This is a genomic window from Anaerocolumna sedimenticola (assembly GCF_009931695.1).
Classification (GTDB): domain Bacteria; phylum Bacillota; class Clostridia; order Lachnospirales; family Lachnospiraceae; genus Anaerocolumna; species Anaerocolumna sedimenticola.
This window is the reverse complement of sequence record NZ_CP048000.1, coordinates 1,163,155-1,176,069: the sequence shown is the minus strand read 5'-3', so window position 1 is coordinate 1,176,069 and position 12,915 is coordinate 1,163,155. Positions and strand designations below refer to the sequence as shown.

Sequence of the window (12,915 nt, the reverse complement as noted above, 5' to 3'; positions counted from 1 at the left end):
TGGGAAGTCATTATATTTGGAGAAGAGGAATACTTGGGTTGAAAGAAAATAAAAAATAGAAAGGATGCCACATGCAGATTCTTCCAGCCTTTTTTATGACAATAGAATGCAAGTCCGGCATTTTGTTGTAAGTGGCAATAACAAATCAAAAAATATATTTGTTATGTAATGGGTGTTAATATGTCAAATAATACAATCACAGCAGAGCTGCTGCAATTTATAAAATCTGCGACTTCTCCCTACCAGGTTGTGGAGGAAAGTATAAATTACCTGGAAAAATCAAAATTTAAAGAATTAAAATTAAGTGAACCCTGGTGTCTGAATGCAGGAGGAGCCTATTATATTAAACCTTATGGAACGGCACTATTTGCATTTACCGTAGGAAAGGACTGGGGGGAAGGACAGACTTTACGTATCGCGGCAGCTCACACGGATCATCCGGGATTTCGGTTAAAACCCAACGCAGAAATGATTTCAGGTGCTTATTGTAAGCTAAATACGGAAGTATACGGTGGTCCTATTCTGAATACCTGGCTGGACAGACCTTTATCCATTGCCGGGAAAGTAGCTTTAAAAAGCGAAGATCCATTTCATCCGGAAATAAGGTTAATTGATTTTAGAAAACCGATTCTTACTATACCTAATCTGGCGATACATATTAACAGAGAAGTTAACAAAGGAGTAGAACTAAACAAACAAACCGATACACTGCCGATTATTGCTGTTATAAATGAAAGTTTAAAGAAAGATAAATTTTTTATCAACTATCTGGCAAAGGAATTACAGGTTAAAGAAGATAAAATATTAGACTATGATTTATATATTTATAATGCGGAAGAGGGCAGTTTAATCGGTATGGAGGAAGATTTTATCTCCTGTCCGAGATTAGATAATCTGACCTCAGTTTGGGCCTTAGTAAAAGGGATTATAGAAGGCAGACGTAAAGAGGGTATTAATTTAATTGCTCTATACGATAATGAAGAAATTGGAAGCCGCAGCAAACAGGGAGCCGATTCTGCTCTGCTTACCATGATATTGTCAAAAGTATACGAGGGGCTTGGTATTCATAATAGAGAACGTCTGTCTGAAGCAACGGCGGATGGTATACTTTTGTCAGTGGATGTTGCACACGGGGTTCATCCTAACAGGCCGGAGAAATATGATCCTGTAAATTACACTAAATTAAATGGGGGCATTGTTATTAAAATAGACAGTAACCAGAAATATACCTTTGATACGGAAGCAGTTGCAATTATTCAGCAAATCTGCGATTTATACGGAGTTTCTTATCAGAAATTTGTAAACCGGTCCGATATGCCCGGTGGTATGACCTTAGGGCCTATTATTTCCTCCTGGTTACCAATGAAAACTGTAGACTTGGGAGTACCCTTACTGGGAATGCACTCATCCAGGGAATTAATGGGCACCAAAGACCAGGGGCACCTTGAAAAATTATTAAAAGGTTTTTTTGAATTGTAAAATTTTACTTGGCGATATTACTAAATTATAAAAAAATTATTACAATCTATTGACAAATCCTACAAAAACTGATATTATCAAATAAGTCGATACAAGAAGGTATTGTACTAGAGGAAGTAAGCGCGTTGGGGAACGTGAGAGGGCAGAAGCTATTATAAAGTAAGACTAACTGATACATGTACTTGGAGTTCGGGGTGCATATTTGGTTAGTCTTATTTTATAATTTTTTTCTAGTAATTTATGGCAGTATTGGAATAATAAGGGTGTTTTAAGAATTTACTTTGAATTTTAAATAAGCAAAAGTAAAAGGATGGGAATTCCGGAATGGTTGTGCAAATAGCAGTATGTGACGATGAAAAAATCTTTTTGGAAGATTTGGTTAGTCAAATATCTACACAATTTTTAGAGAATGATAATGAAATTCATATTAACTCCTATATGGATGGAAAAAAATTATTAGAAGCCAGTGAAAAAATACCCTTTGACATATTATTTCTAGATATTGAGATGCCTGGAATAAATGGAATTGAAGTAGCAGAGAAGATAAGAGCTACCAACCCCTTTGTGAGTATTATTTTTATAACGAACAGAGATGATCTTGTATTTCAATCTATCCGTTACAGGCCTTTCCGTTTTATAAGAAAGCATTGGCTGAAAGAAGAGTTGCCTGAAGCAACGGAAGCAATAATTAAAAAAATCAAAGATGATAACCAATATTATACGGTAAGTTTCAATAATTCTACCATGCAGATTCGGATAACCGATATTATGTACATTGAAAGTTATAAGCATGATATCTTTCTTTATACGGAGGACGAAAAGCACCGCATTAAAAGTAATCTTCATAAAATGGAGAAAGAATTTGAAGTTTACGGTTTTATCCGGGTTCACAGTGGTTTTCTTGTAAATTACCGATATATTTATTCCATAGATAAAACAAAGGTGATTTTAAACAATAAAGATATGGTCCCATTAAGCCGTTACCGCATAGAAACGGTCAAACAAAAGCTGCAATTATTTACGAGAGGTACTTAAAAGATGATATGGACAGTAATAGAATACTCTGCAACACTAATCCAATGTTTCGTTTCAACGGAGTTTGTTACCAGGTATTTAGGTTTTAAGAATGACAGCTATAAGAAATATATAGGTTTTATAACGGCTTTTATAGCACAGGTTACAGCAACATTAATTATGAATAAGATTACTATATTTGAGGGGGTAGCAGGTCTTATTTATCCGGGAATTGTAGTGATATACGGAATTTTCTTTTTAAATGGTTCCATATTTGAAAAAATAATTATTGCCTGCATAGATAACGGACTGAAAATGATAACCGGAATATCTGTTTTAACTTTGATAAGTTATATTTCCCCATATGAAGTGACAAACCTCATTACCCAGCAGGGAATTGAGCGGTTTATTGTTCTGGCTATGGCTCAATCCAGCTATTTCTTTCTGACACGAATGATATTAAGACTGCAGAGGAATAACAAATTTGCACTATCTATTATGGAATGGATTGCGATTTTAAGCGTATTTATTACGTCTTTTGCAGCAGGAGTACTGGTTTTTGAAATTCTGATCACCAGCCCGAATACCAGGCAAAACGGCTTCTTTGCCGTATTAATCATGATCAGTTTAATCTTGATAAATGTTTTATGTTATTACATTTTTGTAAATATAAGTGCCAAAAATAAAGAACGGCTTCAATACTCCTTAATGGAATTACGTCTGAAAGAACAAGAAAAAAATCTGGTTGAGATGAAACAATCCTACGAAGAAATCCGAAAGATCCGCCATGATATGAAAAACTATGTGGAATGTGCTGCCACGCTTCTCCATAACGGAAAAGACACGGAAGCGAAAACTTATTTAAGCACCTTATTAGAAAATAAAATAACTTTTGGAACTCAGCTTGTTCTTACGATAAGTGATGCCATAAATGCGGTAATCAGTTCCAAAGCCTCATTATGCCAAAGACACAACATTATATTCCATTACGAAATAACCGGCAGTGTTGAAAAAATACCGGAGCTGGATCTTAGCATCTTACTTGCAAATCTGTTTGATAATGCCATAGAGGCGAGTAACAGAATTAAAAATAACAGGGAAATAAATTTAAAAATATACAATGAACGTAATTATCTTGTTATTCTAATTAATAATTACATAGCAGAGTCGGTACTGGATAAAAACCCTCATCTGCGTACTACGAAAAAAGATAAATTGCAGCATGGTGTGGGTAGCTTAAGTATTAAAGATATAGTAAATAAACATAATGGTATGATAAGTTTCTATGAAAAGAACGGTATTTTTATGCTGACGTCTGGCTAAAAATGAATCCTTAATTGAAACCGGATACATAGTTATACCAAACGTGCTTGATACTTAACCAAACGTGTACGGGCTATTGAAAATAGAGTTAGAATCAGTTATCATCAAAGTGAACTTAGGGCAATCAATAATGCTGATGCATTAGGAGGGGGTATTTTGGCCAATCGAGTTGCTGTGAAGATAGCTGATTTTTTATGCAAAAATAATACAATTCGGAATAAAGATAAGGACATTTATATATACGGATTTGAAATTTTTCTTTCTAACTTAATAAATTTTACCATCGTGGTAGTTTTAGGCTATTTGCTGAATCTTTTTTATCATGCGATGCTGTTTTATATAGCTTTTGTAGTAACCAGATCGTATTCTGGCGGCTATCATGCAAGTACTTATTTAAAATGCCATATTGCATTTGCTTCCATTTTTTTAGTAACAATGTTTATGTCCAGATTACTACTTCCTACAATATCACTGGTCTATTTACTTGTATTTATAGCTATTTACATAGGATGCATATTTGAATATGCACCAATTGAAAATAGCAATAAACCGTTATTGGAATTGGATAAACTTAAGTACAGGAAAATCAGCATCGTAATCAGTTTATGCTGGACGGCATTTGTCGTTGCATTATATTTTATAGCAAGAGAATATGCTGCTACATTAACGTTTACATTGGTTTTTGTTGCCATGTTAATGTTAATTGAGGTAAATAAAAGAAAGGAGCTGTATTAAATGAAGGTTAAAAGTTACCTATTAAGAGCTATTGCCAGATTAGGTTACAAAAGTGCTATGAACGCAGGGGGAACTGCATCTCAGTATGGTGTATATCAAGCCAAAGAACCAAAAGCAGTTTCCGAAGTCAGAAATAAGAAGAATGCATAGCTAAGGCAAATTGATGATTACTGGGGAGTATATCACAATATCTAAAACACCCTGGACCAACCAGATTCTGTTTGGTCCAGGGTGTTTTTCTGTATCGAAATATTCATTAAAGCTTTCCTGCCAAATTGCCGAAATATGTTGTATCACGTAAATGTAATATAGTCAAAAGAGAGTGAGAAGTTGATGATGATAAATGGAGTATATGGGATTACCAGTCCTTGTGTACAGGAAAATGCGGCAAATACGGCACCGAAAGAAGAATCGGCAGAGGTGAAACAGGCCAGTAATAATATAACTGCGGAACCCGCATTGGCAACAGCAGATACGGAATATCCGACTTATAACGAAAATGCCTTGCAGAATAAAAACAGTGAAAAGACGCAGGAAGAGAAAAGTACCGGGGAAGAACAGCAAAGCAATCCGAAAGAGCGAATGACAAAAGAAGATTATAAAGCAATCAGTGAAGAAGGAATCTCTCTTGATGAATATAACAGCGAAAGACTTAATCAGGCTTTGCAGCGGGTTAAGGCACAAAGAATTGTAAAAGAAGAAAATCTGACGGATCAAAAAGAGAATTTAGAACAAAAAATGGAAGCCGTTGAAAATATGATAAATTACAGCGGTACGACAAAAAAGATTGTGGAGAAATTAATAGCATCCGATATGCCGGTAACACAAGCCAATATTGCTAAAGTTGCAGCAGCGATGGAAATGGCATCATCAGCCCTTTCTTTAACGGATAAAGGAATCAGTTATTTAATAAAAAACAACCTGGAACCAACCATTGAAAATATATATAAAGCCCAATATAGCGGCAGCTTCTCGCAAAATAAAGGAATAAGCGACCAGGTTTTTGGAAACTTACAGGAGCAGATAAATGATATTATTGAGAATTCCGGTTTAGAAGTAAATGAGGAGAATTTACTTTCTGCTAAATGGTTATTAAATAATGGGCTGCCGGTAACGGATAAAACACTATGGGCTTACCGTGAACTGAATCAGTTAAAGGATAATACGGAGGAAGAGACCATATTAAATAAAGCAGTGGAAGCTTACTCCTTAGGTAAAGCTCCGGAATCAGCTTCTTTAGGTACGGCAGATAGTATAAGAGCGGGACAGGCCATAAGTACTTTCTGGTCTATCAGTGAAGAGGCTATTACAGAGGTTGTTAAAAACAGTAAACTGGAAACCAGTCAGATAAATTGCCGCGAACTTAAAAAAGCTGATGAAAATATAAGCAAAAATGATCTAAGTGGGACAGTAACAGATGACTTCGATATTAAAACCATTACCGTCAGAAGACAATTGGAAGAAATCCGGCTTAAAATGACACTGGATTCCGGTCGGCAATTAATCAAAAACGGCTTTCATCTGGATACGGATTCCCTAAGTAAAATCGTAGACGGCTTAAGAGAAATAGAGGATAAGTATTATAAAAATCTTCTAAAAGAAGGTAATGCAGCCGTAACTTCAGAAAATGTCCAGACATTAAAGAGCAGTATTCAAAGCGTAGAAGAACTAAAAGCTATGCCAAGCTACCTCCTTGGCAGTACATTATTAAGCCGCAGCATTGAAACAGTGGACGGACTGTTATCGGCGGGAATTGAATGCAAAAATTCCCTTAAAGCAGGGGAAACTTATGAAGCACTAATGACAAAACCCCGTTCTGACATGGGAGATTCCATTTCAAAAGCCTTTCAGAATGTGGATGATATCCTGAAGGATATGAAACTGGAGACTACCCAGGCTAACGAAAGGGCCGTCCGAATCTTGGGGTATAATGGGATTCAAATAACCGAGGAAAATATTTTAAATGTTAAGTCTTATGATGAACAGGTAAACAGGATGATGAAAAATTTTCAGCCTGCAGTTGCAGTGGAACTGATTAAAAAAGATGTGAATCCTCTCAATATACCCATAGAAGAATTAAATCAGCAGATTGAAAGTATTCAGAATGAATTGGGTATAACCCAAGAAGAGAAATACGGTAAATATCTCTGGAAGCTGGAAAAAAACAAAGGAATTACACAAGAGGAGAAAAAATCTTATATTGGTATCTACCGCTTGCTGAATACGGTTGATAAAACAGATGGCGCAGCATTGGGTTCAGTGATAAAAGCGGGGCAGGAGGTTACCATGCAAAATCTTCTGACTGCTGTTAGAACGATGAAAAGCGGCGGTCTGGATACGACAGTGGATGACAGCTTCGGAGCTTTAACACAACTTAATTTTACCAGAGAAAGCATTACGGAGCAGATTAATACTTCTTTCCACCAGGAAGAACAATCTAAGAAAACAAGTCAATCGGATCGAACAGATGATACGGCCAATGTTCTAAATGAAAATATTAAGTATGCCAGCCATTTGGTTAGAAGTGTTATTGATGAAATATCCCCCGAGAAATTGCAGACTTATAAGAATACCGATGAAATTTTAAATATATCCATGGAAAAATTAAAGGAAGAACTGCTTAACATCCCAAACGGAGAAGAAGAAAACGATTATTGGAATAAAAAATTAGAAGATTATCATGAAATATTATCTCAATCAGAAGATGCAGTTAAGTTACTAAATAATTATGAAATGCCAACCAGTATTGCTAATATACAGGCCGCAAAGGATTTGATCAGCAATGACCATACACTCTATAAACAGTTAACTAAAATATTAAGGGATAACTGTAAAACAGAGGAAACAGAAACATCCGATACAGATAGGGAAGAGGCTGCATTGGATTTGGAAGAAGTTTCTGAGGATATGATTGAAGCTTTAAAAAGCCCGTCCAGTATGAAAAACCAATACCAGGTTTTAGAACAGAATGTTAATAAACTGTTAAGCCAGGCATATGAAAATCCGGTTATTACTTCTCAGGATATTGCAACACTTCAACGAATCAATTATGGAATGTCATTTATCGGAAAACTTGCCAGTAAAGAGATTTATGAGATACCGCTTCCGATTGGTGATGATATTACTAATGTAAATGTGACGGTTGTCAGAAATACGGGAGAAACCGGTAAGGTAAGTATTAATATGGAGTCCGATACATTGGGCAGGGTTACTGCCAGTATAACGGTAAAAGAACAAGGAATAAACGCCCTGATTACCTGTGATAACCGCGAAGGCCTTGATACAATCAAACAAAACAGGGATGAATTAATTTATGCGGTTAATCAGACAGGAATTGAAATCAAACAATTAAATTATGGAATAGGTAATCAAAAGGAAGATTCTTACCGATATACAAATTATAATTCGGACAGCGAAAACCAAAAGGAAGAGAGTCCGGATAATACAGGGGTTAAAACGGATACCTTATACAACCTTGCGAAAACATTTTTGGTACATATAAAAGAAATTGAAATTAATTTAAAAAACACGTGAGAATCACAGATGGGAGCAAGATATGAGAATTAATCATAATATTTCAGCATTAAAAGCAAATAATCAATTAGTAAAAACCAATAACGCCCTGGACAAAAGTTTAGAGAAACTATCCTCCGGATTTCGTATTAACCGTGCTGCGGACGACGCAGCAGGTATGGCCATTTCCCAAAAAATGAAGACGCAGATCGCAGGTCTTGACCAGGCTTCCAGAAACGCTTCAGACGGTATCTCCATTATACAGACAGCAGAGGGTGCCTTAACCGAAGTCAATTCTATGCTGCAAAGAATGAGAGAATTAGCCGTACAGGCTGCCAATGGAACTAATACAACAGAGGACAGAAAATCCATACAAAACGAAATTAACGAACTGCAGGAAGAAATACAGAGAATTTCCGATACGACAGAATTTAATACAAAAAAATATTGGACGGAAGCATTGATAGTATGTCGTATTCCGATAATACCTCCGTTGATTTAATTTCTTTATCTGATGCAGTTCAAAGCGGAAGTTATGGAATAAGAATTGATTCGGAAGCAACCAAAGCAGTAGCAACCGGTACGGCTTCCCTGGATAAAGATTTGGTAATCAGCTCCAGCCAGGCAGGAACGATTAATATTAACGGTAATGAAGTGAAAATCGAAGCAGGAGACACCATGGAAGAAGTATTTGAAAAGATACGTAATACCTGCGATACGGCTAATATTAAAGTAATAACCAGTGATGATGTTGCTGCTCCAGCACCAACGGCGGCGGAAATCGCAGCCTCTCCGGACACAGCAGGGTATCATGCGGTTGATCTTGCCGATGGAACAGCGCTTGTGTTTATATCAGAAGAATACGGCAGTGATCAAAAAATTGAAATTCAGTGTGATAATGACAGCTTAAAAGCTGCTTTAGGCCTTGCAACTATAACTTCTACAAGCGGAACAGATGCAAAAGCAACCCTGACATCAGGTTTTTCTACAACAGCAACCGTTTCGGCTGATGGTAATTTAATAAAAGTAACGGATAACAGCGATTTTGAAATGATTATTAATGCGGGACCGGGTTCTAAACGTGTGGATAATGCTGCTACAACTACCGTAGACGAAAGTATTACTAATATAACAGTATTAGATGCTGGCCCTATGGAATTGCAAATCGGTGCCAATGAACATCAGACCATGGACGTAAGGATTCCCAAGGTAGATCCCGTTACCTTAGGAATTGATAATGTTAATCTTTGTACGGAAGAGGGCGCGCAAGCCGCAATTACAACATTCGATAATGCCAATACGAAAGTAACCGCTATCCGTGCTAAATTAGGAGCATATCAGAACCGTTTGGAACATTCTATTTCCAATCTGGATACCACCTCTGAAAATATGACGGAAGCATTATCCCGTATCGAAGATGTTGATATGGCTAAGGAAATGGCTAATTATACACAGAAAAATGTATTATCCCAGGCAGGTACTTCTATGTTAGCACAGGCGAATGAGAGACCCCAGGCAATTTTATCCTTACTGCAAGGCTAATAGCCTATGGTAAGAATTGATTTGAGAAAGGCAATAGGAACATAAATGGAAAACGATTTGATAAAAGCTTATACAGCCAGAATTTCTCAGGCATCCAAAAGTGAGTTAGTGGTAATTATGTATGAGATTATATTATCAGACATAGATTCTGCTAAAAAATATTTCGAAGCCGGTGAATCTGATTCCTATACACGTGAATTAAAACATGCCCAGCGTTTTCTTAATGAATTAATGGCAACTCTTGATTACCGGTATGAACTTTCCTACCAGTTAATGAGCCTGTATATTTTCATTAATAAATCTATCATAACTGCTATATATCAAAAGAAAAGCGATAATTTAACAGATGCGGAAGCTATTCTTAAAATATTAATGGATGGGTTTAAAGGAATTATTAAAGAAGATAAGTCCGGGCCTGTTATGCAGAATACCCAGCAACTTTATGCGGGTCTGACTTATGGCAAAGGTGTGTTAAATGAAACCTATTTAAATCCCAATGAGCAGAGCAGAGGATTCAGAGCGTAAAAATTGTATTAAATAATAAGGGACATATATAAATCTTAAGTTTTACTTTACGATTTATGTATGTCCTTTACTATTGATCTAATTATATAGTTGAATAATCATTATCCATCTCTTTCGCTTGCTTTAGGAGAAATTTATATCTTTTTTGAATCGCATTCACTTCATAGATATAACAATCAATTAAATCAGGATCAATTACGTTTTCAAAATTCGAATATGCGGATTCCAGAGCAAGCTTTGTCTTTTCAATTTCACCTAGCAAAGCATTCGTTTGCTGCTTTTTTATTTTTGAAAACAATTTCATTCATGCTCCATTTCTACCTGATTAACAGGGTTATAAATAATTATTATAATTATAGTATAGTCAGGCTATATCTAGAATATACTAAAATATAGAAAAATTTACCTAATTTAATAAAAGGAGGAAATTATGGAAAGCCAGATTTTTGTTATAATAATTATAATATGCGTTGCATTAATTTTATTTGGTTTAATTAAACACCGCTTTGATTTATTGGTAAATTTCGGCCTGCGAATTTTTTCAGGGTTACTAGGAATTTATCTTTTAAATAGTTTATTACTCAGTTTGCATTTATCATTAACGGCGGGCACTAATGCTTTTAATGCCCTAGTAATAGGATTATTAGGCATTCCCGGGTTCCTGCTGGTTTATGGTATAACTGCTTTTTATTATTTTACATGAAATCAAAAATTTATAAAAACCCTTGCTTAATGAAGGGAACCCCTTTTGTTAGACAAAAGTTTAACGAAAAGGGTTGTTTTATAATTAATTTGTATATAAATATAGATAAAAAATTATAAAAAAATTGTAACATGTAATGAATTTACATATTTTACATTATTTTGGTTGAAAAACTCATAAAATGAGTGTAAGATATACATTATCTAAAAAGTCTGTGAGGTGAGGCCTATTAGTTTTAAGATGACTTGCCTTGTCTGTCTGCTTCTAGTTGCTGTTATAATGGACTTAAAATCTTATAAAATCAGTAATCTTATAATCACGTTCGGATTAATTCTAGGATTTATAATGAACTACAGTGAACAGGGATGGACGAGCCTAAGTTTATGTTTTTTCGGTATGTTATTACCAGTACTTCTCCTATTTCCGCTTTTTCTGATGAAAGCCTTGGGAGCAGGAGATATAAAGCTTTTTTCTGTAGTGGGCTGTTTTTGCGGTGCGGCCAATGTGTATCATTCTATCGGAGCTGCGTTTGTTATAGCTGCATTTTTATCTATGTTACATCTTATTAAGCACAGGTATGTTGTATCTGGATTGAATTTCTTTCAGAGCATTTTTCAAATTTCAAAATCCATTCATTTAATAATTAATAAATTACCGAAAAGTTTTTATAAGGTAAAATATGAAATAGAATATTTTGTCTTTAGATTCCAAAGTTATCCTCAAAAACAAACAAAAAGTATGGAAAGGAGAACAGAAAGCGGTTATTACCCTGGAATAATTATATATCAAGAAGTTAGGGAGGAAGAAAAGAAAAAGACTTTACCGGCTATTAGAAAATATTGTGAGAGAAGAAAAGGCAGTAAGCAGGGAGTCATTCATTTTTCACCGGCAATTTTAATAGCCGTACTAATTCATATCTTTCAGATTTATTAGTTTGAATAGTCTCACAATAAATTCGAGGCAAAAGCCCAGGATACGAGGTTTGGGGAAAAAAGGAAAAGAGTCTATTCCTCAGGAATTATACTAGAAAAAGCTTGGGAGTTAGTATTAAGTTATTTAGATAAAATAAGGGGGAATGTAAATTGAGCTGTACGTTGGCTATTTATGATTCGGAAAGTGATTATGCTAATCATTTGATGGATTATTTAAAACGTAATCAGAAAAAATTAACGCAGATACGTGTTTTCACAAATTTGCAAAGTCTAAAGGAATATATGGGGGAAAACTCCATTCCTATACTAGTAATCAATGAAAGCTTACCACTCGATGAAATAAATATGGATAATATAAAAAATATCTGCATCTTATCAGAAGAAAATACAGTATCTAATCATCATAATTATCCGGTAATTTATAAATATCAGTCAGCGGAAATTATTATGAAAGAACTTTTTTCATACTTTCCGGAACAATTACATCAAAGTAATATTAAGAATTCATATGGCGGCAAAACTAAAATAATCAGTATTTTTTCCATGCAAGCAGACGTTATGCGGCAGGCTTTTGCGTTTTCCCTGGCGGAGCAATATGCGTCAGTTAAAAAAACATTATACATCAATCTGGATACCTATCCGGCATTATCAGAACTTCTGGGTTATAAACCGGATAAAGGCTTGTCTGAGTTAATTTATTTTCTAAAACAAAATCCATCCAATTTAAGTAACAAAATAAGAGGAATTATTACGAAAAGAAAAAACCTTGATTATATAGAGGGTGTATCTTTTGGACCGGATTTGTTTGAGTTAACGCCAGAAGATATTGTTCTATGGTTAGGTGAATTACAATTGAATGCGGATTATGATGTTATTTTGTTTGATGTCGGCTGTTATTTTCATACGGTGTTAGAACTATTTCGTAATAGCAGCCAGGTATTGGTATTTTTAGAAGAAAACGGCTGGGATGAGGTAAGATACAATGTATTTAAGAACCAACTGAGCTGGTCCGGTTATACCGACGTATTAGAAAAGATAAAAAAGGTTCCTGTTACGGAAGAAGTAAGAGGGGTACTGGAAAATAGGATGTATCAACACTTTGATATTGAAACCGGTAATTTTAATTTTATTTCTGAGTATACGAAATAA

The 12,915-nt window shown here is 35.2% G+C and carries 12 protein-coding genes and 1 pseudogene; 12 read left to right on the top strand and 1 reads right to left on the bottom strand.

All coding sequences use genetic code 11. The annotated features are described in order from the left end of the window. Positions 1-180 precede the first annotated feature (180 nt). The 9 genes and pseudogenes from Ana3638_RS05245 (at position 181) to Ana3638_RS05210 (ending at position 10,131) form a co-directional block, all read left to right on the top strand. Complete coding sequence (locus tag Ana3638_RS05245; protein WP_161837096.1) at positions 181-1,479, top strand: M18 family aminopeptidase; 1,299 nt, start codon at positions 181-183, stop codon at positions 1,477-1,479. 324 nt (positions 1,480-1,803) lie between these two features. Continuing rightward, complete coding sequence (locus Ana3638_RS05240) at positions 1,804-2,514, top strand: LytR/AlgR family response regulator transcription factor (RefSeq protein WP_161837095.1); 711 nt, start codon at positions 1,804-1,806, stop codon at positions 2,512-2,514. A gap of 3 nt (positions 2,515-2,517) precedes the next feature. Then, positions 2,518-3,816, top strand: coding sequence for a GHKL domain-containing protein (locus Ana3638_RS05235; RefSeq protein ID WP_161837094.1), 1,299 nt, complete (start codon positions 2,518-2,520; stop codon positions 3,814-3,816). A gap of 156 nt (positions 3,817-3,972) precedes the next feature. Beyond that, on the top strand, positions 3,973-4,551 hold the full coding sequence (locus Ana3638_RS05230; protein ID WP_161837093.1) for an accessory gene regulator ArgB-like protein: 579 nt from the start codon (positions 3,973-3,975) through the stop codon (positions 4,549-4,551). After that, entirely contained in the window at positions 4,552-4,701 is a 150-nt protein-coding gene (locus Ana3638_RS05225) for an AgrD family cyclic lactone autoinducer peptide (protein WP_161837092.1), read from the top strand. It begins immediately after the preceding gene. 183 nt (positions 4,702-4,884) lie between these two features. After that, positions 4,885-8,085 carry a DUF6240 domain-containing protein gene (locus Ana3638_RS05220; RefSeq protein ID WP_246241080.1) on the top strand — a complete coding sequence of 1,067 codons (3,201 nt, stop codon included), beginning with the start codon at positions 4,885-4,887 and terminating at the stop codon, positions 8,083-8,085. Between the two features lie 22 nt (positions 8,086-8,107). After that, positions 8,108-8,500, top strand: a pseudogene (locus Ana3638_RS27005) (flagellin N-terminal helical domain-containing protein); the annotation flags it as partial. A gap of 32 nt (positions 8,501-8,532) precedes the next feature. Then, the gene (locus tag Ana3638_RS25660; RefSeq protein WP_281352935.1) at positions 8,533-9,606 is read left to right on the top strand and encodes a flagellin; all 1,074 of its coding nucleotides are present in this window, start codon (positions 8,533-8,535) and stop codon (positions 9,604-9,606) included. Positions 9,607-9,651: 45 nt separating this feature from the next. Further along, a complete protein-coding gene (locus Ana3638_RS05210) occupies positions 9,652-10,131 on the top strand; it encodes a flagellar export chaperone FliS (protein WP_161837090.1) in 480 nt (159 codons plus the stop codon). Positions 10,132-10,213: 82 nt separating this feature from the next. On the opposite strand, the gene Ana3638_RS05205 is transcribed toward Ana3638_RS05210, so the two are convergent. After that, the gene (locus Ana3638_RS05205) at positions 10,214-10,435 is read right to left on the bottom strand and encodes a YaaL family protein (RefSeq protein ID WP_161837089.1); all 222 of its coding nucleotides are present in this window, start codon (positions 10,433-10,435) and stop codon (positions 10,214-10,216) included. Positions 10,436-10,561: 126 nt separating this feature from the next. On the opposite strand from Ana3638_RS05205, the gene Ana3638_RS05200 reads away from it, so the two are divergent. From Ana3638_RS05200 to Ana3638_RS05190, 3 genes are all read left to right on the top strand, one after another. Continuing rightward, on the top strand, positions 10,562-10,834 hold the full coding sequence (locus Ana3638_RS05200; protein WP_161837088.1) for a pro-sigmaK processing inhibitor BofA family protein: 273 nt from the start codon (positions 10,562-10,564) through the stop codon (positions 10,832-10,834). A 240-nt stretch (positions 10,835-11,074) separates the two neighbouring features. Beyond that, positions 11,075-11,767, top strand: coding sequence for an A24 family peptidase (locus Ana3638_RS05195; protein ID WP_202621620.1), 693 nt, complete (start codon positions 11,075-11,077; stop codon positions 11,765-11,767). A gap of 149 nt (positions 11,768-11,916) precedes the next feature. Continuing rightward, entirely contained in the window at positions 11,917-12,915 is a 999-nt protein-coding gene (locus Ana3638_RS05190) for a P-loop NTPase family protein (RefSeq protein ID WP_161837086.1), read from the top strand.

What these genes read in the sequence shown, in the direction of transcription:
- Ana3638_RS05210 (WP_161837090.1), top strand. Translation starts at nt 9,652, where the DNA reads ATGGAAAACGATTTGATAAAAGCTTATACAGCCAGAATTTCTCAGGCA.
- Ana3638_RS25660 (WP_281352935.1), top strand. Translation starts at nt 8,533, where the DNA reads ATGTCGTATTCCGATAATACCTCCGTTGATTTAATTTCTTTATCTGAT.
- Ana3638_RS05240 (WP_161837095.1), top strand. Translation starts at nt 1,804, where the DNA reads ATGGTTGTGCAAATAGCAGTATGTGACGATGAAAAAATCTTTTTGGAA.
- Ana3638_RS05245 (WP_161837096.1), top strand. Translation starts at nt 181, where the DNA reads ATGTCAAATAATACAATCACAGCAGAGCTGCTGCAATTTATAAAATCT.
- Ana3638_RS05200 (WP_161837088.1), top strand. Translation starts at nt 10,562, where the DNA reads ATGGAAAGCCAGATTTTTGTTATAATAATTATAATATGCGTTGCATTA.
- Ana3638_RS05205 (WP_161837089.1), bottom strand. Translation starts at nt 10,435, where the DNA reads ATGAAATTGTTTTCAAAAATAAAAAAGCAGCAAACGAATGCTTTGCTA.
- Ana3638_RS05225 (WP_161837092.1), top strand. Translation starts at nt 4,552, where the DNA reads ATGAAGGTTAAAAGTTACCTATTAAGAGCTATTGCCAGATTAGGTTAC.
- Ana3638_RS05220 (WP_246241080.1), top strand. Translation starts at nt 4,885, where the DNA reads ATGATGATAAATGGAGTATATGGGATTACCAGTCCTTGTGTACAGGAA.
- Ana3638_RS05235 (WP_161837094.1), top strand. Translation starts at nt 2,518, where the DNA reads ATGATATGGACAGTAATAGAATACTCTGCAACACTAATCCAATGTTTC.
- Ana3638_RS05195 (WP_202621620.1), top strand. Translation starts at nt 11,075, where the DNA reads ATGACTTGCCTTGTCTGTCTGCTTCTAGTTGCTGTTATAATGGACTTA.